Source organism: Pseudomonas sp. MWU13-2100 (assembly GCF_023242365.1).
Classification (GTDB): Bacteria; Pseudomonadota; Gammaproteobacteria; order Pseudomonadales; family Pseudomonadaceae; genus Aquipseudomonas.
Window position 1 is genome coordinate 1 of the sequence record NZ_JALLIX010000047.1, and the last position, 22928, is coordinate 22928.

Genomic DNA, 22928 nt, shown 5'->3' on the forward strand with positions numbered 1-22928 from the left:
AAAAATAAGGGGGCATTGTATGCAATGCCCCCTTTACTCGCGAGGGCGAGCAACCCAGAAGTTGAGCCGAGCGAAGTCTTGTGGCGAGCGGGCTTGTCGGGACGCCGCACCGCCACTCTCGGCTGCGAAGCAGTCGTAAAACCGGCTATCTCAGTCTGCCTGATAGACCGAGTTCTCGGGTTTCAGGACCGCTTCGCGCTCCAGCGCGGGCAAGCCCGCTCGCCACAAGACCGCGCTTGCCTTTAAATGTCCTTGGCCCAAGGGCAGGCGCCGCCACATCGTCATCGCTGAAACGCCCCGGGACCTTGCCCGTCAGCCCCTGCCCCAGCGAGACATCGACCCCGGCACTCACCAGCCCCACCACCGCGTCGATATCCAGTGTCCAGCCCTGTTCCGGATCCAGGGCCACGCCGGTGACTTCGCAAAGACTCAGCGGGATGGTTTCAGGCCTTGGACCGAGAATACGCAAAATCAAATAAAATTTATTTTAGACACGCAGTCCAATTTATCCGTTCCCGACGCATTCAAACCATCACACTCTTGTGCTCGGTTCCGTTCAATCTGAGGGGCAGGATCACCAGCAGGACGCCCGAGACCACGCAAAAGCCCGCGATCGCCTGACCAGGCGGTTGGACAAGTTGCAAAAGATGGGGGCAGCCACGAGTCGGCGAGCATGCGGCCGAGCAACTTGATGGCAGTAAGGACCTCAAGTATCAATTCGCCAAATTTTTACGGAAAATTGATAGCGCCAATCACTAAAAAGACGCAGGTCTTATCGGGTCCGAACAAGCCTCTACTTATACTGGAAGCGTACCCACCGAGATCGGCCAAGCCGATTGAACGTGCCCATTAACGCTACAGGTATCGAGGACTAACGTCATGTTACTCAGCGCACTCCTGTTTGCAGCGATCATCGGCTTTTATCTGTTGTGCGGGCTCGTCGTCTACTTTGCCGATAATGTCATCACGCCCTCGAAAGCCCCGGATATCAAGCCTGTCCTGCCGAACCGACACAGCCGCAACTAACTCTGGAAACGACTCGCCGGCAGCGTTTAAACAATGCAGCGGGAGCACCTCGCCCGCCGTCCCACTGAAGGACCACAAAAAGGAATGCTCGACATGGCCATTGATCTGTTACTGGCGCTGGTGGTCAGTGTAGTGATCTATCTGTTCTACGCCGCTATCAACCCGGAAAAATTCTGACTGCCTGTTTCTGTTTAATCGCGCACGCTAGAAAAGTCCACTGATTCAGGAGTTAATGCAATGCCACACCTCTGACTACATCATTACCTTGATCGCCACCCTCCAGGGCGGCCACCAGACCCTGAGCCTGGGCCCGGTCGCCGCCCAGAAAGCCATTGAAGACCTCGAAACCAACGGTGGCGGTTTCTTCAACGTCAACGCCGCGCACCCGTTCGAGAACCCCAGCGCCCGGAGCAACCTCATGCTGATCCTGCTGATGGCCTGCCTGCCCGCCGCGCTGGAGGTGATGTTCAGCCACATGATCAAGAACCATCGCCAGAACGCGGTGATCTACAGCGTCATGGCCTTGATGCTGGGGGTATTCGGCGAGTCGCGGGTCAATGTGCTGGCGCTGAACCAGGCTCTGCAACGGGACTATCCGACGCATCAATAAGGCGGGACAATAGACGGGACTTACTCTGCGCCAGCGACACTGCCATGAACGTACAGGTTTCACGAAAAGTCCCACCCCTGCTCTGCCTGCTGATACTGGCGATCGGGTTTTCAATGATCGCCGGCTGTTCGGGGAGAGGATCGCACACCCCGGAGGGAGGATATGCCTGCTATGCCAAGGCGGTGCCATCGCAGGGGGATGGCGGGTTGGCCTGGGGGCCGAACGTGAAAAACGCCAGCGTCAAAGCGATGGGTAATTGCCAGCGCTACGCCGCTGAATCAGGCGGAACGCCTGCAACCTGCAAGGTCACCCTGACCGGCTGCCGATAAGCATCACTGCCCCACCCTACAAGCAGCCTGCTTGCGGGCGATGGTGTCCCTGAAGTCGATACAAGACTGACAGGGCTCATCGCCAGCAGGCTGGTTCCTGCCGGTTTTTTGGCATTTTCAAGATCCCATACAGAGACAGGACTCACAAACTTACAGAGGGGGCTTGCACAGCCAATATTATGGTATACCATCATACCATCTGATCAACGTGCACCCAGGAGCCCCCTTATGAGTTTCGAAATCCGCAAGATCGTCAGCTACTCCGAACAGACCCTGATCGAAGGCGGCAAGGCCGCGGACAAACCGGTGACCATGATCGGTCTCGCCGTGGTGATGAAAAACCCCTGGCTGGGCCGGGGTTTCGTCGAGGACCTGAAACCGGAAATCCGCGCCAACTGCTCCGACCTCGGCGCCATGATGGTCGAGCGCCTGGTGGCGGCCATTGGCGGCGCCGAGCGCATCGAAGCCTACGGCAAGGCCGCAGTGGTCGGCGCCGACGGTGAAATCGAACACGCCTCGGCGGTGATCCACACCCTGCGCTTCGGCAACCACTACCGCGAGGCGGTCCAGGCCAAGAGCTACCTGAGCTTCACCAACAAGCGCGGCGGTCCCGGCACCTCGATCCAGATCCCGATGATGCACAAGGACGACGAAGGCCTGCGCTCGCACTACATCACCCTGGAAATGCGCATCGAAGACGCTCCGCGCGCCGACGAAATCGTCGTCGTCCTGGGTTGCGCCGACGGAGGCCGCCTGCACCCGCGCATCGGCAACCGTTATATCGACCTGGAAGAACTGGCCGCCGAGAAAGCCCGGTAATCAATAAAAAAGGCAGGAGCGCTCCATGATTCGGCTCACCGCTGAACGCACCCCGGCTGGCACCAGTTACCTGGCGACCGGCCAAGGCCAGCCTGTGGTCTTGATCCACGGCGTGGGCCTGAATAAAGAAATGTGGGGCGGCCAGATCGTTGGCCTGGCCACCACGTACCGCGTGATCACCTACGACATGCTCGGCCATGGCGCCAGCCCGCGCCCGGCCAGCGGCACCTCGCTGCTCGGCTATGCCGACCAGTTGCTGGAGTTGCTCGACCACCTGCAATTGCCCCAGGCAAGCGTGATCGGCTTTTCCATGGGCGGGCTGGTGGCGCGGGCGTTTGCCTTGCACTACCCGCAACGTCTGCAGGCCCTGGTGGTGCTCAACAGCGTGTTCAATCGCAGCGCCGAACAGCGTGCCGGCGTTATCGCCCGCACCGCCCAGGCCGCCGAGCACGGACCGGACGCCAACGCCGAAGCCGCGCTGTCGCGCTGGTTCAGCCGCGAATACCAGGCGGCCAATCCCGCGCAAATCGCCGCCCTGCGCCAGACTTTGGCGGACAATGACCCACAAGGCTACCTGACCACCTATGAGCTGTTCGCCACCCAGGACATGTACCGTGCCGAGGATCTGGGCGGCATTCAGGTGCCGACCTTGATTGCCACGGGTGAGCTCGACCCGGGCTCGACCCCGGAAATGGCCCGCCAATTGGCCGAACGCATTCCCGGCGCCACGGTTGCCGTGCTTGCCGAACAACGGCATATGATGCCCGTGGAGTCGCCACGCCTGGTCAACCAGGTGCTGCTGGACTTTCTCACCAGCGCCCACGCCCGACCCAACCAGATAAAGGGGATCGTTGCATGACACTCGCCCGCTTCCAGATGTGCATCGACGGTGAATGGGTCGATGCCCTGTCCGGCAAGACCTTCGACAGTCTCGACCCGGCCCTCGCCGAACCCTGGGCGCAGTTGCCCGACGCCGACGAAGCCGATGTCGAGCGCGCGGTCCAGGCCGCACAAAGGGCTTTCGACAACCCGTCCTGGCGTGGCCTCAGTGCCACCGCCCGAGGCAAGCTGCTGCGTCGCCTCGGCGACCTGATTGCGGAGAACAAGGAACGCCTGGCGCAACTGGAAAGCCGCGACAACGGCAAGCTGATCCGCGAAACCCGTGGCCAGGTCAGCTACCTGCCGGAATTCTTCCATTACACGGCGGGCCTGGCCGACAAGCTCGAAGGCGGCACGCTGCCGCTGGACAAGCCGGACCTGTTCGCCTACACCGTGCACGAACCGATGGGCGTGGTCGCCGGGATCATCCCCTGGAACAGCCCGCTCTACCTGACCGCGATCAAACTGGCACCAGCCCTTGCCGCGGGCAACACTATCGTGCTCAAACCCTCCGAACACGCCTCGGCCACTGTCCTGGAGCTGGCGCGCCTGGCCCTGGAAGCTGGCATTCCGCCTGGCGTGGTCAATGTCATCACCGGTTACGGCGCGAGCACCGGTGCCGCCCTGACCCGCCACCCGCTGGTGCGCAAGATCGCCTTTACCGGCGGCGCCGCCACCGCCCGCCATGTGGTGCGCAGCAGCGCCGAGAACTTCGCCAAGCTGTCCCTGGAACTGGGCGGCAAGTCGCCGAACATCATCTTTGCCGATGCCGACCTGGACAGCGCGATCAACGGCGCCATCGCCGGGATCTACGCGGCGTCCGGACAGAGTTGCGTCTCCGGTTCACGGCTGCTGGTGCAGGATGAGATCTATGACGAATTCGTCGAGCGCCTGGTGGCACGCGCCCGGCGCATTCGCATCGGCAACCCGCAGGACGACACCAGCGAGATGGGCCCCATGGCCACCGCGCAGCAACTGGCCGTGGTCGAAGGCCTGGTGGCCGACGCCCTGGCCGAGGGCGCCCAACTGCGCCTGGGCGGCAAGCGCCCGCCGAACCTGGGCAACGGCTGGTTCTACGAACCGACCCTGTTCGAATGCGACCGCAACTCGATGAAGATCATGCAGGAAGAAGTCTTCGGCCCGGTAGCGTCGGTGATCCGTTTCAAGGACGAGGCCGAAGCCCTGGCCATCGCCAACGACTCACAGTTCGGCCTCGCCGCCGGCATCTGGACCCGCGACCTGGGCCGCGCCCATCGCCTGGCCCGGGACATCCGCTCCGGGATCATCTGGGTCAATACCTACCGCGCGGTCTCGGCCATGGCGCCCATCGGCGGTTTCAAGAACAGCGGCTACGGTCGCGAGAGCGGCATCGATTCGGTGCTGGCCTATACCGAACTGAAAACGGTGTGGATCAACCTCTCGTCGGCCCCCATGCCCGACCCCTTCGTGATGCGCTAGGAGACAAACGAGATGATCGAACCCGGTATCTACAAAGAAGTCATGGGCTCCTTCCCCTCCGGCGTCACGGTGGTCACCACCCTGGACACCGGGGGCGGCATCGTCGGCATTACCGCCAGTGCCTTCAGCGCCTTGTCCATCGACCCGGCGCTGGTGCTGTTCTGCCCCAACTACGCCTCGGACACCTACCCGATCCTGCGCGACAGCAAGCAGTTCGCGATTCACCTGCTGTCCGCCGAGCAGACCGCCGAAGCCTACGCCTTCGCCGGTAAAGGCAAGGACAAGGCCAAGGGCATCGCCTGGCACCTGAGTGCCCTGGGCAACCCGCTGCTGGACAAGGCCACGGCAATCATCGAGTGCGAGCTGTGGCGCGAATACGACGGCGGCGATCACGCCATCATCGTCGGCGCGGTAAAGAACCTGATCTTGCCCGAGCAAGCGGTGACGCCGATGATCTACCACAAGGGCAAGCTCGGCCCGCTACCCGCCCTGGCCTGAGGTTTTGCCATGGTCCGAGCCGACGCGGATGAACGCCGCATGATAAGCTTGCCGATGATTTCGGCCCTCGATCGGCCCCACGAACTTTTAGAGCGGATCCCATGAAACGCCTGCCACTCGACGACAGCTTCAAGGTCAATCGCAACCCCGTTACCCTGCGCGAAATCGTGCTGGACAAGCTGCGAAGCGCCATCATGAACTTCCAACTCATGCCGGGGGACCGCCTGGTCGAGCGCGACCTCTGCGAGCGCCTCGGCGTCAGCCGCACCTCCGTGCGCGAAGCCCTCCGGCACCTGGAATCCGAAGGCCTGGTGGCGTTCGCCGATGCCAAGGGGCCGAGCGTTGCCATCATCACCCTGGACGATGCGGTCGATATCTATGAACTGCGCTGTGTGCTGGAAGGCCTGATCGTCCAGTTGTTCACCCTGCGGGCCAAGGCCAAGGATATCAAGGCCCTGGAAAAGGCCCTCGAAGTCAATCGCAAGACCCTCAAGGACGGCGAACTGCAACAGGTCATCGATTCGGTGCAGGGTTTCTACGACGTCCTGCTCGAAGGCTCGGGCAACCGTGCCGCGGCCACCCAGCTGCGCCAGTTGCAGGCCCGGATCAGCTACCTGCGGGCCACCTCGGTGTCCCAGGAAAACCGGCGCGGCGCCAGCAACCAGGAAATGGAACGCATCGTCGAGGCGATCAAGAGCGGCGACCCGCTGGCCGCCCACCAGGCCTCGGTCGACCACGTGCGCGCGGCGGCCAAGGTGGCCCTGGAATACCTCAAGCGCAAGCAGGACGAAACCGGCCCGGCCCCCGAGATCACCGCGCCCATCGCCCTCAAAGAACCGCGCATGGGTCGCTGACATGCCCAGCCCGCGCTTCTGCCCGCAGTGCGGCGGCGCCGACCTCGCTCGGCAAATGCCGCCGGGCGACAGCCATGAACGCCTGATGTGCGCGGGCTGCGGCTACATTCACTACGTCAATCCGAAGATCATCGCCGGCTGCATCATCGAGCGCGACGGCAAGTACCTGCTGTGCCAACGGGCGATTCCGCCACGGCCCGGCACCTGGACCCTGCCGGCGGGCTTCATGGAAGCGGGCGAGACCACCGAGCAGGCGGCCCTGCGCGAAGTCTGGGAGGAGAGTGGCGTACGCGCGGAGATCCTCTCGCCCTACTCGATCTTCAGCGTGCCGAAGATCAGCGAGGTGTACATCATCTTCCGCGCCATCGCGCTGGAGATCACTGGCCAATACGGACCGGAAACCCTGGACTACCAATTCTTCGCGCCCGAGGACATCCCTTGGGACAGCATCTACTACCCGGCAATCCGGCAGATCCTCGAACGCTACATCGAGGAACGCCAGGCCGGGGTCTACGGCATCTACATCGGCAACGACGACAGCGGCAAGATTCACTTTATCCGCTGAACGCCTTCAGGGCGCCATACCCTCGACAATGATCACTTCGGCCCGGGCCGCGCCTTCGCGGTGCCGGCGCGCTTCCTGATATTCCACCGAACGATAACAGGCCAGCGCCTGGTCGTAGCAGTCGAACTCGATCACCACATTACGCTGTGGCGTTTCCCGCCCCTCCAGCGCCTCGGCGCGCCCGCCCCGTGCCAGCATTCGTCCGCCGTAGCGGGCAAATACCGCCGGGGCGCGACGGGTGTACTCGGTGTATTGCTCGGGGTCCGTGACATCCACATGGGCAATCCAGTAAGCCTTCATCGATGACCTCATTGCTGGTTTATTTTGTATTATGGTATACCATAAATCACATATTCATACAGAGCGAGCGCCGCCATGGCCTTTGACAGCATCCAGGACATCATCGACGACTACCGCCAGGGCAAGATGGTCCTGCTGGTGGATGACGAAGATCGCGAGAACGAAGGCGACCTGCTGATCGCCGCCGACTGCTGCAACGCCGGGGCTATCAGCTTCATGGCCCGCGAGGCACGCGGACTGATCTGCCTGACCCTGACCGACGAACATTGCCGGCGCCTGGATCTTACGCAGATGGTGCCGAGCAACGGCAGCGCCTTCAGCACCGCCTTCACCGTATCCATCGAAGCCGCCCACGGCGTGACCACCGGCATTTCCGCAGCCGACCGCGCGCGCACCGTCGAAGCCGCGGTGGCCGCCGATGCCCGCGCCGAAGACCTGGTACAACCCGGGCATATCTTTCCCCTGCGCGCCCGCGAAGGCGGCGTGCTGACCCGCGCCGGGCACACCGAGGCCGGCTGCGACCTGGCGCGCCTGGCCGGCTTTACCCCGGCCTCGGTGATCGTCGAAGTGATGAACGATGACGGCAGCATGGCCCGGCGCCCGGACCTGGAAGTGTTTGCGCGCAAGCATGGCATCCGGATCGGCACCATCGCCGACCTGATCCACTACCGCCTGAGCACCGAACACACGGTGCAGCGGATCGGCGAACGGGAGCTGCCGACCGTGCATGGCACCTTCCGCCTGATCACCTTCGAGGACCGCATTGAAGGCGGTGTGCACATGGCCATGGTGATGGGCGATATCCATCGCGAGACACCGACGCTGGTCCGGGTCCATGTTATCGACCCACTGCGCGACCTGGTTGGCGCCGAGTACCACGGGCCAAGCAACTGGACGCTCTGGGCCGCGCTGCAACGAGTCGCCGAGGAAGGCTGCGGTGTCGTCGTGGTGCTGGCCAACCACGAGTCATCCCAGGCCCTGCTCGAGCGTGTACCGCAACTGACCCGACCACCGCGCCAGTACAGCCGCTCGCAATCGCGGATCTATTCGGAGATCGGCACCGGGGCACAGATACTGCAGGACATCGGTGTCGGAAAACTGCGCCACCTGGGGCCGCCGCTCAAATATGCCGGGCTGACCGGCTACGATCTGCAGGTCGTGGAAAGCATCCCCTTCCCACAACCCTGAGCCCAACATCAACCTGTAGGAGCTGGCTTGCCAGCGATGAGGGCCGCGAGCCTTGCATCGATTGCCCAGACGCCATCGCCGGCAAGCCGGCTCCTAGAAAAAAGCGCCACGGACGGATCACCGGCAAGGCAAAGTGCTTGCAGAAAGCTTGGAATACCATAATATGATATTCCGTAGACCGGAGATATCTGCCAAGTGCCCCCGACAGGGAAAGCACAAGAAAATGCCCTTGGCACAGTCGCCTTAAAAAGGCTCAGATGGACCTACTGCTCCCGATAGGCGGGCATCAACAACCCGCTCAAAATCACAACAAATGAGGGCGTGAAAATGGTGTTGAACAAAGGTGCAACCGCGACATTGCTCGCGGGCTTCCTGGCAATTGGCAGTTCCTTCGCCATCGCCGCCGACAGCGTGAACTTCGTCAGCTGGGGCGGCAGCACCCAGGACGCGCAGAAACAGGCCTGGGCCGATCCGTTCAGCAGGGCCAGCGGCATCACCGTGGTCCAGGACGGTCCTACCGACTACGGCAAGCTCAAGGCCATGGTCGAAAGCGGCAACGTGCAGTGGGACGTGGTCGACGTCGAGGCCGACTTCGCCCTGCGCGCCGCCGCCGAAGGCCTGCTCGAACCCCTGGACTTCAGCCAGATCCAGCGCGACAAAATCGACCCGCGCTTCGTCTCTGACCATGGCGTCGGTTCGTTCTACTTCTCCTTCGTTCTTGGCTACAACCAAGGCAAACTGGGTGCCAGCAAGCCGCAGGACTGGACCGCCCTGTTCGACACCAAAACCTACCCTGGCAAACGCGCCCTCTACAAATGGCCAAGCCCGGGCGTGCTGGAACTGGCCCTGCTGGCCGACGGCGTGCCCTCCGACAAGCTCTACCCGCTGGACCTGGACCGCGCCTTCAAGAAACTCGACACCATCAAGAAAGACATCGTCTGGTGGGGCGGCGGCGCGCAGTCCCAGCAGTTGCTGGCCTCCGGTGAAGCGAGCATCGGCCAGTTCTGGAACGGCCGGATCTACGCCCTGCAGCAGGACGGCGCGCCGGTGGGCGTGAGCTGGAAACAGAACCTGGTCATGGCCGACATTCTGGTGGTGCCCAAAGGCACGAAAAACAAGGCGGCGGCCATGAAGTTCCTGGCCAGTGCCAGCAGCGCCAAGGGCCAGGCCGACTTCTCCAACCTGACCGCCTATGCCCCGGTCAACGTCGACAGCGTCGCGCGCCTGGACTCGGTACTGGCACCGAACCTGCCGACTGCCTACGCTAAGGATCAGATCACACTCGACTTCGCATACTGGGCCAAGAACGGTCCGGCCATTGCGACACGGTGGAACGAATGGCTGGTCAAATGAAAATGGCGGCCACGCTTTCCCCTGACACCCGCCCGACCGGGAGCGCCCCTGGCGCTGCCGGCCTGGCCAGCAGCAAGGCGGAGGTCATGCAGCAGTCCTCGTATGCGCAGCGCTGGCGGGGGGCGGGAAACCTGTTACCCGCCCTGCTGTTCCTCGGCCTGTTTTTCTTCGCGCCGTTGATCGGCCTGTTGCTGCGCGGCGTGCTGGAGCCCACGCCGGGGCTGGAAAACTATCAGCAACTGTTCGCCAACTCGGCCTATGCGCGGGTCCTGCTCAACACCTTTTCGGTGGCCGGGCTGGTCACGCTGTTCAGCCTGCTGCTGGGCTTTCCCCTGGCCTGGGCGATTACCCTGGTGCCCCGTGGCTGGGGCCGCTGGCTGCTGAGTATCGTGTTGCTGTCGATGTGGACCAGTCTGCTGGCGCGGACCTATTCATGGCTGGTGCTGCTGCAGGCCTCCGGGGTGATCAACAAGGCGCTGATGGCCATGGGCATCATCGACCAGCCGCTGGAGATGGTGCACAACCTGACCGGCGTGGTGATCGGCATGAGCTACATCATGATCCCGTTCATCGTCCTGCCGTTGCAGGCGACCATGCAGGCCATCGACCCGATGATCCTGCAGGCCGGGGCCATCTGCGGTGCCAGTCCGTGGCGTAACTTCCTGCGGGTGTTCCTGCCGCTGTGCCGGCCGGGGCTGTTTTCCGGCGGGCTGATGGTCTTCGTCATGTCCCTCGGTTACTACGTCACACCGGCCCTGCTCGGCGGTGCGCAGAACATGATGTTGCCGGAGTTCATCATTCAACAGGTGCAGTCGTTCCTCAACTGGGGCCTGGCCAGCGCCGGTGCCGCCCTGCTGATCCTGATCACCCTGGTGTTGTTCTACTTCTACCTGAAGCTCCAGCCGGAATCCCCGGTCGGCGCCAGTAACGCGAGGTAAGCCGTCATGCTCCTGACTCCCAATGCCATGAGCCGGCGCCTGCGCCTGGGCCTCTACCTCACCACTGGACTGATCGCCCTGTTCCTGTTGCTGCCGATCGTGTTCATCGTGCTGCTGTCGTTCGGCTCCTCCCAGTGGCTGGTGTTTCCGCCACCGGGTTGGACGCTGAAATGGTACGCCCAGTTCTTTTCCAACCCGGACTGGATGAACGCCGCCCTGGCCAGTTTGAAAGTGGCGATCCTGACCACCTTTTTCGCCGTCGCCCTCGGCCTGCCGAGCGCCTTCGCCCTGGTGCGCGGGCGCTTTCCCGGTCGGGAATTGCTCTATGGCCTGTTCACCCTGCCGATGATCGTGCCGCTGGTGATCATCGCCGTGGCGGTGTACGCGCTGTTTCTCAAGCTGGGCTACACCGGGACGCTGTTCGCCTTCGTGGTCAGCCACGTGATCGTCGCCCTGCCCTTCACCATTATCTCGATCATCAACTCGCTGAAGCTGTTCGACCAGTCGATCGAGGATGCCGCGGTGATCTGCGGTGCTTCGCGCCTGCAGGCGGTATTCAAGGTGACCTTCCCGGCGATTCGCCCCGGCATGGTGGCCGGCGCGCTGTTCGCCTTCCTGGTGTCGTGGGATGAAGTGGTGCTGAGCGTGATGATGGCCAGTCCGACCCTGCAAACCTTGCCCGTGAAAATGTGGACCACCCTGCGCCAGGACCTGACCCCGGTGATCGCCGTCGCTTCGACGCTGCTGATCGCCCTGTCGGTGCTGGTGATGGTGCTCGCCGCCGCCCTGCGCCGGCGCAATGAACTGCGCGCCTGAGCGCCCTGGAGTAAAACATGAGTGCCGTGATCAAAGACCCCGCGCAGTCCAGCGACCGCCCCCTGGTCAGCCTGCGCAACCTGAACAAGCACTACGGCGACTTCGCCGCCGTGGACAATATTTCCCTGGATATCCGGGAGGGCGAATTCCTTACCTTCCTCGGTTCCAGCGGCTCGGGCAAAAGCACCACCCTGTCAATGCTGGCCGGTTTCGAGACGCCCAGCAGCGGCGAAATCCTGGTGGGCGGACAATCCCTGGTCAAGGTACCCCCGCACAAACGCGATATCGGCATGGTGTTCCAGCGCTACTCGCTGTTTCCCCACCTGTCAGTGCGCGACAACATCGCCTTCCCGCTGACCCTGCGCAAGCTCAGCAACGACGAACGCTCGCGCCGGGTCGACGCCATGCTCAAGCTGGTGCAGCTCGAAAGCTTTGCCCATCGCCGTCCTTCGCAACTCTCCGGCGGCCAGCAACAGCGCGTGGCGATTGCCCGGGCGCTGGTCTACGAACCGCGCATCCTGCTGATGGACGAACCCCTGGGAGCCCTGGACAAGAAGTTGCGCGAAGACCTGCAGGACGAACTGCGCCAACTGCATCGGCGGCTGGGCATCACTATTGTCTACGTGACCCATGACCAGGAAGAAGCCATGCGCCTGTCCCAGCGCATCGCGATCTTCAGCCACGGCAAGATCGTCGGCCTGGGCAGCGGCTACGACCTCTACCAGAACCCGCCGAACGCCTTTGTCGCCTCGTTCCTCGGCAACTCGAATTTCCTCAAGCTCAAGGCCCGCGGCAATGCCGTGGCGGATTTCGAGGGCCAGGCCCTGGCGATCCGGCCGACCTCCGGGGTGTCCAGCGAGCAGCCGCTGTTGCTGATGGTGCGTCCGGAGAAGGCGCTGGCACTGAGCCTCGAACAGGCCGCCGCCGAGCCCTTGCCGGCGGGCTGGAACGAAGTGCCGGCCAAGGTCGCTGAAATGCTCTTCCTGGGTGAGAGCCAGACCTGCAGCGTGGTTACCGACGGCGGCACGGCAATGACGGTCAAGGCGCTGTCGGCCACCGGCATGCCGCTCAAGGCCGGTGATCGGCTGCGGGTACGCTGGGCCAGCACCGACGCCTGCGTCTATACCCAATGGAGCGAAGGCGATCTGAATAAAGCCGCCGGCGCCCATTGAATAAAACCCGGGCCAGGGGTGTTATATCCGGGTAGCCAGGCACTATCGGCCATGCAACCCGGAGATCCGAATGAACATCCTGTTATCTGCGACCGCGCTGGCCAGTGCGCTCCTCTGCACCTCGACACTGGCGGCGCCCCCGGACTGGCGCCTGGCCAAGGACGAAGACGGTATCCAGGTCTACCTGAGCCACGTTCCGGGTTCGCGCTACCAGAGCTTTCGCGGCGTAACGCGGATCAACGCCGATGTCAGCACCCTGAGCAACCTGCAGGAAAACCTGCGGGTCGCCTGTAAATGGTTGTACGCCTGCGCCGATATGCGCCTGCTGAAAAATGACGGCGACGACACCTGGGTCTATCTGACCACCGCGCTGCCCTGGCCGGCACAGACCCGCGACATGGTGATCCATGTGCACAGCCAGCGCGCCGACGACGGCAGTCTGACCCGGTCTCTGGAGGCGGTGCCCGGCTTCGTACCCCACGTACCCGGACAGATCCGGGTCAGGCAGATGAAAGGCACCTGGACCCTGCATCCGGAAAGTGACACGCGAACCCGTGTGACCTATGAGCTGCAAGCCGAACCCGCCGGCGATATCCCCTCCTGGCTGGCCAACCAGTTCGTGGTCGACGCGCCGATGGTCAGCCTCAAGACCTTGCGCGTGGTGGCCGAGCACCAGGGCCTGCGCAACGTCGAAACGGTGCCCTAGTCAGGCCTGGAGCCGTACTTTGAAGTCCTCGACCCAGGCCCGGACCATGGCCGAATAACGCGCTTCGAGATTGAAGAGCCGCGCCCAGAAAACTCAACATTATCTAACGTCGCATATACCAGTTCGCCATCTGATCATCGCAACCTTCAAGGCATCGTTCAGAACCAGGCAGGAGACGAGGGCATAACCGAATATCGCGACCATCTGCCAGCCTGGCAAAGGAACGAACCCCTTTAGTCCGACGAACGTCAGGGCAGTCCCCACAATAACGTCCAGGATTAAAGCGGCCATGAAGGTTTTACTTGGCAGAGTCGCCCAAAACCAGCGGCGCTCCCTTGCCGATACGACGGAGAATACGGCGAAGTACAGCAGCATCAGAAAGCTGAACGTATAGAGTGCGTCGTTGTTGCTTACCAAATCGAATCTCGTCCAGCAGATCCACAATAGAAAAAGCGTTTCGGCAACCATTGCAACACCGAGAACTACCGATACGCTAATGAAGCCACCGATATTCCACGTCTCGGGACGCTTCGACGGCCTGACATTGTCCGTGGAGAGGGAGACTTTCGCGAAATCCGTCAGGAACACCAGCAGCAGCATCGCGAAGGCGGAGACCACGAACTTACCTGTCACAATGAAGGCGATAGACACAAAAGCGGCCTTCAGAATCGTACGGCTGATCTTGTTGATGACCCACGTAAGGATACGCTGATAGATCGTCCTCCCCTGCTCGATCAGCATGACAATGTTGATCAGCCCCGCCTCGGTCAGAACAACGCTCGCAGCACTCTTGGCGACATCGGTGGCGGTGCTGACCGCTATCCCGACCTCGGCTTGACGCAGGGCCGGAGCGTCGTTGACGCCATCGCCCGTCATCCCGGTTACGTGTCCTGCGGCCTGAAGCCGCTTCACCACGGTATATTTATCTTCCGGAAACACTTCGGCAAAACCATCAATGCCAACGAAAATATCGACCTCTCCGCCCCCCGCTTGTGTGCTCGCCGCTTGTAAGTCCGTAACACGCCGGATCCGGGAGAGCCCAACGCCCTGGCCGATTTCAAGTGCGACAGGGAGTGCATCCCCTGTCAGCATCTTTACCTGCACGCCCAGCTCATGGAGAGTCGCGATGAGCTGCTTGGCGTCCGGTCGTGGAGGATCGAACAACTCCACCAGTCCAAGCAGGACAGGGACACCGTCTTCGGCGCCGCGCGCTACTGCTAATGTACGAAAGCCTTTTTCGGCTGAAGCGCTGACCCGTACCTCCAACGTCTCGATCTCGCGGGGCTGGAGTCCACAAACCTCGGCGATGGTACGCACCGCGCCTTTCATCACGCACACCCGCTGTCCGTTCAGCTCGACAATGGCTTGCGTCCGACGCGTTTTGGCGTCGAAGGGTGCAAAGGACAAGGGCTTTGCTGCGACAACGTCGTCTGAAATATGATGTTCCCTGGCTGCGGCAAGAAAGGCGAGATCGATAGGATCCTGGTTGGACTCCTGTGACGCCAGCGCGCCCGCCACCAAAACATCGGCTTGCGTCGCTTGTCCCAATGGCGTGACCCCCGTAACCGCCAGCTGGTTCATCGTGATGGTGCCGGTCTTGTCCACGCAGAGGACGTCCATCGTCGCCGCGTCTTCCGCGGCGCTGAGCCGAGTGACCAACACCCCACGCCGAGCCAGTTCCTTCGACCCGAAAGCCATGCTGACAGTGAACATGACAGGCAGTGCGACCGGTACCGCGCTCATCAGGAGAACAAGTAGCAAAGGGACCATTTCGAGCAGTGGCACACCACGGATCAGCGACAGGGCGAGCACCAAGCCGAGCAGTACGCCGACAATGACGAACAGCCAGCGCACGATCCTGCTCACAACCGCTTCGATGTGAAGTTTCGGACGAGCCTCCCGCACAAGTTCCGTCGTGCGTCCGAAATAAGTCTGCGCGCCCGTCAGAATCACCACGCTATTGCCTTCGCCATGCCGGACGATGGACCCCGACGAGAGGACATCTCCAGGCACTTTTTCAGACGCTTGCGACTCTCCGGTCAACGCTGATTGATCCAGGCTCATGGCACCGGTGAGAAGCTTCAGATCGGCGGGGATGATGTCACCCGGGCGCACGCGGACAATATCGCCGGGGACCAGCTCTCGGGCGGAAATCACTTGCCACTTCGAGTCGCGCAGCACTCGGGTGTTGACCTGCAGGCGCTTTTGCAGCGCCTTGACGACGCCAGCGGCGCGCTGTTCCTGAGTAAAGCTCAGCACAGCGTTGACAACCAGTAACACGCCCACAACGGCAAGATCGGTATAATGTCCGAGCACAACGGACAAGATCATGATCAGTTCAAGCATCCATGCCGAAATTCCCCAGAATTTTCGCAGGAACGTCAAGGCCGGATGCCCCGTCTTTTCGGCTACCTCATTGTAGCCATGCTCCTTGCGCTGCGTGTCGACCCCCGCATGTGTGAGCCCGGTATCAGGGTTCACCTGGAGAGCGGCAAGCGTTTGGGGAACCGTCGCAGTGGCAATGTCAGGTACGTTTATTTGAGCTGGCATAGCTTCGGAACCATTTGCGTGGGCTCTCTTCATGAATATCCTTCTCTAGCGTTTGCACAGGTCACGCTCAGTTGTCTGGATCGCTCATCAGGCCATTCGCCTACGACGTTTGTTGACGATACTCCCATTCCCCTGCTCTTGATTGAAGACCAGGCGTGTGGTGGCCGAGCATCAGGGCCAGCTCAGCGTCGAAACAGCGCCCTGGTCAGGCCTGGAGCCGCACCTTGAAGTCCTCGATCCAGGCCCGGACCATGGCGGAATAAGGCGCTTCGGGCCGGGCCATGCGTTTCATTTCCCCGAGAATCTGGTCCTGGAGGAAGTACAGACGCTTGGCGATACTGGCCACCGTCACGGAGAACGGCGCGTCCGGATCAGGTACAAGCTCGTCGGCCATCGATCCCACTTCCAGTGCCAGCATTTCCAGGAACTCCAGCTGGCGCAGCAGGCGCGTACGCTCCTGCACCAGGCCCAGCCGGTTCAAACCGTAGACATGAATCGAGACGCTGCCCTTGAGGCTCACGCCGGCTGCCAGCGCCTCCTCGATGTGGCCATCCAGGGCTGCGTCGGCCCCAGCCACGGGCGCAAGGTCAGCTCCCGCGTGTGAGCGGGGCAATACCAGGCCGATCAGGTTGGCCCGATCAATATGAAACTTCAGGTGTTCCTCCGGGTTATCGCGGCACGGGTCGAGCAGCAGCGGGTATTCGTCGGCAAAATCCTGCGCAGCGGACATGGCCCGTTGGCCGAGGATCGGGAAGCTGTCCTTCTTGCCGGAAAGCAGCAGGCTGCCCTGGTTGAAACCCTGGCGGTCGTCCTGCAGGGTCAGCAACTTGGCCGACAACCTGGGGGTGACCTGCTTGCGCTTGCGGTTGCAGTCAATGCAACTGGGCAACAGGTTGTCCCAGTCCATGGCCACCCACCAGTAACCGGGATGGCTGGCGTCCTCGGACACCGCGCCCTTGGGTCGGTAATGTTCGACATCCACCGGCGCGGTGGAGGCGAAGAAGCTTTCGCAGTAGGCGCATTTACCGTGGAACAGTTCATCGAGCTGTTTTTTTACGCTGTCGGATTTGTAGACCGCAAAAGCCGGCGGGCTGCCCGCGGGCGCGGCGAACCAGGCTTTGAGTTTTTGCAGCTCCCTGGCGGCGGGTGAATCGGTTCCGGACAGGGCATCCGGTGCCTTGGCAATCGTTCGAATGACGGCGCGCATGCTTCAGATCCCCTCCAGAACCGCGAGGATCCGTTTTTTGGATTCTTTGCGCAGCTCGCGGAGCTTGAGCGCGCTGGCCTGGCGACGGTTCTGCAGGTACTCCACCACCGCTTCCTGCACCAGCCGCTGGACTTCGGTGGCCCCCACCGGCAAGGCGTCGCTGATATCTCGTTCGAAGCGGCTCCAGGCGTGCTGCTGGGCGTCGCTCAGGGGTTGGCCCTGCTCACGGGCGACCAGCAGATCAGCGAACATTGCCAGCTCGCGCTCGGTGTCCGGCTGGTCGGTGGAGGTCAGGCTGAAAAAGTCCGAGGTCAGCAATTGCTCGATGGTCAGTTGGCTGACGTTGGGCAGGCGGACTACCTGCTCCACCATCACCGGCCAATCGCTGTCGGGATTGTCCTCGCTGGCAACCCGCTGCATGACGATCACCTCGCCGTCCTGCATTCCGCGCACGCACAGCGGATCGTGAGTGGTGGCGATGAAGGTGACGTTCGGCAAGGTTCTGCGCAGGGCGCCCATGATCCGGATTTTCCAGCGTGGGTGCAGATGGGCTTCGACCTCGTCGATCAGCACCACGGCCTGAGCGGTTTCCAGGCTCTCGAAGTGGGGGTTGATGCGCCGGTTCATCAGGCCCTGGATAATGTCGCAGACCATCGCCAACACCGAACGATAGCCTGAAGACGCCAGGCTCAACGGGGTTCGGCATAGCACCTGGCTGCCAGCAGCAGGTGTCACAATCAGGCAGCGCTGTTTTTCAATGTCTCTCTCCATGACCTTGAACCGACCCTCTATGGAAAGGATGTCTCGCAGGGCTCGCACCACATTGTTGAAATCGTCCTCCTTGAGGCTGAGCAACCACTTTTCCGGATTGGACAACAGCGCGGTCGAGTCGAAGAGGTTGATAACCGAGCGGCCCGGGCTGTAGCGGCGCACCCTTTTCTGATATTGCCGGAAGGCTCCATAGGCAAAGACTGGAGGCACGATAGATGTGCCTTCGTGCCAGTAAATACTGTCGGCAATGGTCAACTCCCGCTTGCCGGCACCATGGAAGGTGGCTGTTACTGACGCCGAGCTGCATTGAGGCACCTGCCCCGCGCCCAGCAGGACGGGATCGAGGGGCATAGCGGCGAAGTCGACCGGCAGTTGCGCGCAGGCTTCTTCACTACAGAGCACCAGGGCGGCAGCTTCGAGGATCGAGCTTTTGCCGGCGGCATTTTCACCGAGTATCAGCAGGGCGGGTCGGTCGGACTTCGCACTCGGGGCCTGCGCGGACTGAACAACGGGCATCTGCAACTCGAGCTGCTCGATACCCTTGAAATTGTTGAAGCGGATCGATTCCAGCAACGGGTAATCACGCGGCAAGGATCGAGATCTTTCCGGGAACGGGGCGAGTTGCTCTGCAACCGGTCGTGCCAGATGAGCCTCAAGATCTCCATACCAATCCGAAAAGCTGGCACCTTGGTAGAGTGTTCGCAACGTGGCCTCCACGCGCTCCGGCCCAAGCGCCGGCGGCGGCAGCTTGCTCGTTGAAAGCGCCATTGCAATACGTCGACACAGCAAGTACCAGAGGCCGCCAAAATCCAGCGAGGCAAAATCAAAGAGCCCGGGAGTCTGCCTGTCCTCCTCCCGCTGGGAAAACCAGTGATCGATCAGCTCTGCGGAATAGGCCTTCAGCTTGTTTCGACGCAGCTTGAGCAACTGGACACGATTGAGCTTGAAATGGGCGATCGTTTCACTTGCGCGCTCGCTCAGGGCATGGAGTTCGCCCGAGAGATCGACTGACAGGTGGAGTACCAGGTCAATTCGCTCGCAAGGATCGAGCAGGACATGACGCTCCTTGAGCGGGTAGTCGCACCAAAGTCCCGAGTTATCCGACACATAGGCTTGAAGTTGCCGCTCCGAGGGTAAGGGCGAGCGCTTGCCCCGGACAGGGAAGTAATCCGGTCGGTCGGGCTCACAGCCCTTACAGATGGGATAAAGATTCTCCCAGGCACTGCTCAGCCAAGCGTAATACAGGTGAGCATCTGCCGGTCGCTCAAGGGGGCTGGCTCCGGCATCCGGACGAAATCGGTAAGTGGACGTGGGGACCACTCGCTCACAGAACGCACATTTTCCGTGAAACAGCCGGCTCAGGCTGACACGTACGGACGCATCATCCAGATCAAAACCCAATTGCGGCGCTCGACTCTGCGCCCTCATTGTCATGTCAGTCAGAAAGTAATCGGCCAGCGCCTCTCTACCGGCACTAGCCTCCCGACTCCGCAACAGACTCGGCGGCGGCACGGAACTGCGATCAAAACGTTGCATGACCCTCTTCCCTAAGCAGTCAGGGGAAAGCCTGTCGCCCTCCCCTCAAAAGCACAGACTCTAAACGGCAGTTCGGGAAAAGTGGAGCCGTTTAAAGTCAGCGGACTGTATCGAGCTGAAACACCGACAAAAAAGCCCTTGCACGCACAGTATTACGGTATACCATAATACCTACAAACTTATAAAATCCGCTTCGCCACCCGAGGACCGTCCCATGATCGATGCCACCCTCTACAAACAAGTCATGGGCTCGTTCCCGTCCGGGGTCACCGTGATCACCACCCTGGATGATGACGGCCAGGTGGTGGGCCTTACCGCCAGCGCCTTCAGCTCCCTGTCGATGGACCCGGCCCTGGTGCTTTTCTGCCCCAACTACAGCTCCGACTCCTATCCGCTGCTGATCAGGAACAAGCGTTTCGCCATTCATGTGCTGTCCGGCGGCCAGCAGAGCGAGGCCTATGCCTTCGCCCGCAAGGGCAAGGACAAGGCCCAGGGCATCCAATGGACCTTGAGCGAACTGGGCAATCCGTTGCTGCCCAACGCCAGCGCCATCATCGAGTGCGAACTGTGGCGCGAATATGAAGGTGGCGACCACGCGATCATGGTTGGTGCGGTGAAGAACCTGATCGTGCCCCGCCAGGACACCAGCCCGATGATCTACTGCCACGGCAAGATGGGCGCCCTGCCCGTTCTCGCCTGAGCCAGTACACCGCCGCGCAGACGGTCCTTGCTTAAGGGCAATAAACAGTATTATGGTATACCAACAAATCAGCAGACAGACCTGCCGGCCAACAACAAAAGACCCGAGGTAAGCGTCATGAAGTTTTCCCTCTTCATCCACATGGAGCGTTGGGACGAAAGTGTCAGTCACCGCCAATTGTTCGAAGACCTCAGCGAACTGACCCTGATGGCCGAGGCCGGCGGCTTCAGCACCGTATGGATTGGCGAGCATCACGCCATGGAATACACCATTTCCCCAAGCCCGATGCCGCTGCTGGCCTATCTCGCGGCCAAAACCAGCACCATTCACCTGGGCGCCGGCACCATCATCGCGCCCTTCTGGCATCCGTTGCGGGTTGCCGGGGAATGCGCGTTGCTGGACGTGATCAGCAATGGCAGGATGGAAGTCGGCCTGGCCCGTGGCGCCTACCAGGTGGAGTTCGACCGCATGGCCGGCGGCATGCCGGCCTCCTCCGGTGGCCAGGCATTGCGGGAAATGGTGCCGGTGGTGCGGGCCCTGTGGCAAGGCGACTATGCCCACGACGGTGATATCTGGAAATTCCCCACCTCCACCAGCGTGCCCAAGCCGATCCAGAAGCCCAACCCGCCGATGTGGATCGCCGCCCGCGACCCGGACTCCCACAACTTCGCCGTGGCCAATGGCTGCAATGTGATGGTCACGCCGCTGATGAAAGGCGACGAAGAGGTCCTGGACCTGAAGAACAAGTTCCAGGCCGCTCTGGACAACAACCCCGAGGTGCCGCGCCCGCAACTGATGGTGCTGCGTCACACCCATGTGCATGCGGTCGATGATCCGGATGGCTGGAAAGTCGGCGCCACCGCCATCTCGAAATTCTATCGGACTTTCGACGCCTGGTTCGGCAACAAGCAGGTGCCGGTCAACGGTTTCCTGGCACCGAGCCCGGAAGAAAAGTTCGCCGAGCGTCCGGAGTTCGCCTTGGAGAATATCCGCAAAAACACCATGATCGGCACGCCGCAGGAGGTGATTGAACGTATCCGCTATTACCAGGCGCTGGGTGTCGATGAATACAGTTTCTGGTGCGACAACAGCCTGCCCCATGCAGAAAAGAGAAAATCCCTGGAACTGTTTATCCAGCAGGTAGTACCCGCGTTCAACTGATCGCCCGGGTTCTACGAGCATTGGAGCAGCTACCGGCCAACACTCGGACTGCTGCTCTATGTCACACTGGTCGCTGCGGGGCAGATGGTATATTCCTGCCACGCCCCAGCGGCTTGATCCCTCCTTTCAAGTCCCTGATCGGTCTCTTGTTCATCCAGACGACGGTGACGCATTCAATGAGCAGTTCCCTTCCACTCGCCCGCGACATCGATGGCAAGGCCATTGCCGCCCGCGTGCTCGAAGAAGTCCGTACAGACGTTGCAGGCTTGGCCGCACAAAGCGTTTTCCCGGCCCTGGCAGTCCTGCTGGTCGGTGATGACCCGGCCAGCCACGTCTATGTGCGCAACAAATTGCAGCGGGCCGAAGAAGTCGGCATCCGTTCGCTGGAGCATCGCTTGCCGGCAAGCACCGGCCAGGCAGAATTACTGCAGTTGATTGCCGGACTGAATGCCGACCCGGCGGTGAACGGCATCCTGGTGCAACTGCCTCTGCCCGCCCATATCGAGGAACAGGCGGTGATTCAGGCCATCGACCCGATCAAGGACGTGGATGGGTTTCATCGGGAAAACGTCGGCGGCCTGGTCCAAGGCGCCGAGGTGCTGACGCCTTGCACACCCAGCGGCTGCATGCGCCTGTTGCAGGAGACCTGTGGCGATTTGAGCGGCTTGCACGCGGTGGTCATTGGTCGCTCGAATATCGTCGGCAAGCCGATGGCGACCCTGTTGCTGCAGGCCCACTGCTCGGTCAGCGTGGTTCATTCGCGCAGTGTTGACGCCGCGGCATTGTGTCGACTGGCCGATATCGTTGTCGCCGCCGTGGGGCGAGCGCAGTTGATCGATGCCAGTTGGCTCAAGCCGGGTGCGGTGGTGATCGACGTGGGGATCAACCGGATTGAAACCGAGACCGGTAGCCGTCTGGTGGGAGACGTCGACTATGCCAGCGCACGTACGGTGGCCAGCGCCATCACTCCGGTACCGGGCGGGGTCGGGCCGATGACCATCGCCTATTTGCTGAAAAACACCGTGATTGCCACGCAACTGCAGCGGGCCAGGAAATAGGCACGGTGCGAAGGGTTCGGCCCTAATTCATACCACCGGCGAAAGCCCTGCGCCCGGCCTTCATCTCAGTGCGCAATTCGCCGATGAAATTGGAAATCGAGCGGATGCTGGTGAAGCTGCTGGTCGATACCCCGTTGAGCTGCAGATCCACGCGCCCCGAGACCGGGTCGAAGATCTTGATCATCAAGGAACCGCCGGCATTGGCCGTGCAGGTGCAGGACAACGGGAGGAAGCCGGATTCAATGATCCGGCGCAACTCTGCTTCTGGAATCATGCTGTTCATCCTTGAGATCAGTCTGGGGAGCGCCTGACGGGTCCAGCATAGACCCGTTTTTTCAAACGCAAGGCCCTGCGCGAGCAGATCGTTCGAGGGACTGTGATGCCTGTCACAGACAGGCACCCATCCTGCCGCGCCATCCGACGAATTGCACTCC

At 61.7% G+C, this 22928-nt stretch carries 24 protein-coding genes; 19 read left to right on the forward strand and 5 right to left on the reverse strand.

What is annotated here, in order from left to right:
- Positions 1–879 precede the first annotated feature (879 nt).
- The 10 genes from M5B99_RS24985 (at position 880) to M5B99_RS25030 (ending at position 7038) form a co-directional block, all read left to right on the forward strand.
- Positions 880–1026, forward strand: coding sequence for a hypothetical protein (locus M5B99_RS24985; RefSeq protein ID WP_164886179.1), 147 nt, complete (start codon positions 880–882; stop codon positions 1024–1026).
- 84 nt (positions 1027–1110) lie between these two features.
- Positions 1111–1203 (forward strand): potassium-transporting ATPase subunit F, encoded by a 93-nt coding sequence (locus M5B99_RS24990; RefSeq protein WP_248806567.1) that lies wholly within the window; start codon positions 1111–1113, stop codon positions 1201–1203.
- Between the two features lie 55 nt (positions 1204–1258).
- Positions 1259–1636, forward strand: a complete 378-nt coding sequence (locus M5B99_RS24995) for a potassium-transporting ATPase subunit KdpA (protein WP_248806568.1) — start codon at positions 1259–1261, stop codon at positions 1634–1636.
- 44 nt (positions 1637–1680) lie between these two features.
- Positions 1681–1965 (forward strand): hypothetical protein, encoded by a 285-nt coding sequence (locus M5B99_RS25000; RefSeq protein ID WP_248806569.1) that lies wholly within the window; start codon positions 1681–1683, stop codon positions 1963–1965.
- A 228-nt stretch (positions 1966–2193) separates the two neighbouring features.
- Positions 2194–2784 carry an amino acid synthesis family protein gene (locus M5B99_RS25005; protein ID WP_248806570.1) on the forward strand — a complete coding sequence of 197 codons (591 nt, stop codon included), beginning with the start codon at positions 2194–2196 and terminating at the stop codon, positions 2782–2784.
- Positions 2785–2809: 25 nt separating this feature from the next.
- On the forward strand, positions 2810–3643 hold the full coding sequence (locus tag M5B99_RS25010) for an alpha/beta fold hydrolase (protein WP_248806571.1): 834 nt from the start codon (positions 2810–2812) through the stop codon (positions 3641–3643).
- On the forward strand, positions 3640–5121 hold the full coding sequence (locus M5B99_RS25015; protein WP_248806572.1) for an aldehyde dehydrogenase: 1482 nt from the start codon (positions 3640–3642) through the stop codon (positions 5119–5121). The genes M5B99_RS25010 and M5B99_RS25015 overlap by 4 nt, the downstream gene beginning before the upstream one ends.
- 12 nt (positions 5122–5133) lie before the next feature.
- The gene (locus tag M5B99_RS25020) at positions 5134–5619 is read left to right on the forward strand and encodes a flavin reductase family protein (RefSeq protein ID WP_248806573.1); all 486 of its coding nucleotides are present in this window, start codon (positions 5134–5136) and stop codon (positions 5617–5619) included.
- A 101-nt stretch (positions 5620–5720) separates the two neighbouring features.
- Positions 5721–6473 (forward strand): GntR family transcriptional regulator, encoded by a 753-nt coding sequence (locus tag M5B99_RS25025; protein WP_100943754.1) that lies wholly within the window; start codon positions 5721–5723, stop codon positions 6471–6473.
- A gap of 1 nt (position 6474) precedes the next feature.
- Positions 6475–7038: an NUDIX hydrolase gene (locus M5B99_RS25030; RefSeq protein ID WP_248806574.1), complete on the forward strand. Its 564-nt coding sequence runs from the start codon at positions 6475–6477 to the stop codon at positions 7036–7038.
- 6 nt (positions 7039–7044) lie between these two features.
- On the opposite strand, the gene M5B99_RS25035 is transcribed toward M5B99_RS25030, so the two are convergent.
- On the reverse strand, positions 7045–7338 hold the full coding sequence (locus tag M5B99_RS25035; RefSeq protein WP_248806575.1) for a DUF1330 domain-containing protein: 294 nt from the start codon (positions 7336–7338) through the stop codon (positions 7045–7047).
- A gap of 75 nt (positions 7339–7413) precedes the next feature.
- Here M5B99_RS25035 and ribBA point away from each other — a divergent pair, with 75 nt between their 5' ends.
- From ribBA to M5B99_RS25065, 6 genes are all read left to right on the forward strand, one after another.
- Positions 7414–8526: a bifunctional 3,4-dihydroxy-2-butanone-4-phosphate synthase/GTP cyclohydrolase II gene (gene ribBA / locus M5B99_RS25040; RefSeq protein ID WP_248806576.1), complete on the forward strand. Its 1113-nt coding sequence runs from the start codon at positions 7414–7416 to the stop codon at positions 8524–8526.
- A gap of 327 nt (positions 8527–8853) precedes the next feature.
- Complete coding sequence (locus tag M5B99_RS25045) at positions 8854–9879, forward strand: ABC transporter substrate-binding protein (RefSeq protein WP_248806577.1); 1026 nt, start codon at positions 8854–8856, stop codon at positions 9877–9879.
- Positions 9876–10817 (forward strand): ABC transporter permease, encoded by a 942-nt coding sequence (locus M5B99_RS25050; RefSeq protein ID WP_248806612.1) that lies wholly within the window; start codon positions 9876–9878, stop codon positions 10815–10817. Before M5B99_RS25045 ends, M5B99_RS25050 begins: the two co-directional genes overlap by 4 nt.
- A 6-nt stretch (positions 10818–10823) precedes the next feature.
- On the forward strand, positions 10824–11633 hold the full coding sequence (locus M5B99_RS25055; RefSeq protein WP_248806578.1) for an ABC transporter permease: 810 nt from the start codon (positions 10824–10826) through the stop codon (positions 11631–11633).
- Between the two features lie 17 nt (positions 11634–11650).
- Entirely contained in the window at positions 11651–12805 is a 1155-nt protein-coding gene (locus M5B99_RS25060; RefSeq protein ID WP_248806579.1) for an ABC transporter ATP-binding protein, read from the forward strand.
- Between the two features lie 70 nt (positions 12806–12875).
- Positions 12876–13511 (forward strand): START domain-containing protein, encoded by a 636-nt coding sequence (locus M5B99_RS25065; protein WP_248806580.1) that lies wholly within the window; start codon positions 12876–12878, stop codon positions 13509–13511.
- 99 nt (positions 13512–13610) lie between these two features.
- Here M5B99_RS25065 and M5B99_RS25070 read toward each other — a convergent pair whose 3' ends face one another.
- From M5B99_RS25070 to M5B99_RS30070, 3 genes are all read right to left on the reverse strand, one after another.
- The gene (locus M5B99_RS25070; protein WP_248806581.1) at positions 13611–16094 is read right to left on the reverse strand and encodes a plasma-membrane proton-efflux P-type ATPase; all 2484 of its coding nucleotides are present in this window, start codon (positions 16092–16094) and stop codon (positions 13611–13613) included.
- Positions 16095–16266: 172 nt separating this feature from the next.
- Positions 16267–17268 carry an endonuclease gene (locus tag M5B99_RS25075; RefSeq protein WP_248806582.1) on the reverse strand — a complete coding sequence of 334 codons (1002 nt, stop codon included), beginning with the start codon at positions 17266–17268 and terminating at the stop codon, positions 16267–16269.
- A 3-nt stretch (positions 17269–17271) separates the two neighbouring features.
- On the reverse strand, positions 17272–19146 hold the full coding sequence (locus M5B99_RS30070) for an AAA family ATPase (RefSeq protein WP_248806583.1): 1875 nt from the start codon (positions 19144–19146) through the stop codon (positions 17272–17274).
- A 643-nt stretch (positions 19147–19789) separates the two neighbouring features.
- Between M5B99_RS30070 and M5B99_RS25085 the strand changes: the two genes are divergently transcribed.
- From M5B99_RS25085 to folD, 3 genes are all read left to right on the forward strand, one after another.
- Positions 19790–20275 (forward strand): flavin reductase family protein, encoded by a 486-nt coding sequence (locus M5B99_RS25085; protein WP_248806584.1) that lies wholly within the window; start codon positions 19790–19792, stop codon positions 20273–20275.
- A 117-nt stretch (positions 20276–20392) separates the two neighbouring features.
- Positions 20393–21436 (forward strand): LLM class flavin-dependent oxidoreductase, encoded by a 1044-nt coding sequence (locus M5B99_RS25090; protein ID WP_248806585.1) that lies wholly within the window; start codon positions 20393–20395, stop codon positions 21434–21436.
- Positions 21437–21612: 176 nt separating this feature from the next.
- Entirely contained in the window at positions 21613–22494 is an 882-nt protein-coding gene (gene folD, locus M5B99_RS25095) for a bifunctional methylenetetrahydrofolate dehydrogenase/methenyltetrahydrofolate cyclohydrolase FolD (RefSeq protein WP_248806586.1), read from the forward strand.
- Positions 22495–22516: 22 nt separating this feature from the next.
- Here folD and M5B99_RS25100 read toward each other — a convergent pair whose 3' ends face one another.
- Entirely contained in the window at positions 22517–22768 is a 252-nt protein-coding gene (locus M5B99_RS25100) for a DUF1652 domain-containing protein (RefSeq protein WP_248806587.1), read from the reverse strand.
- Between the last annotated feature and the right edge of the window lie 160 nt (positions 22769–22928).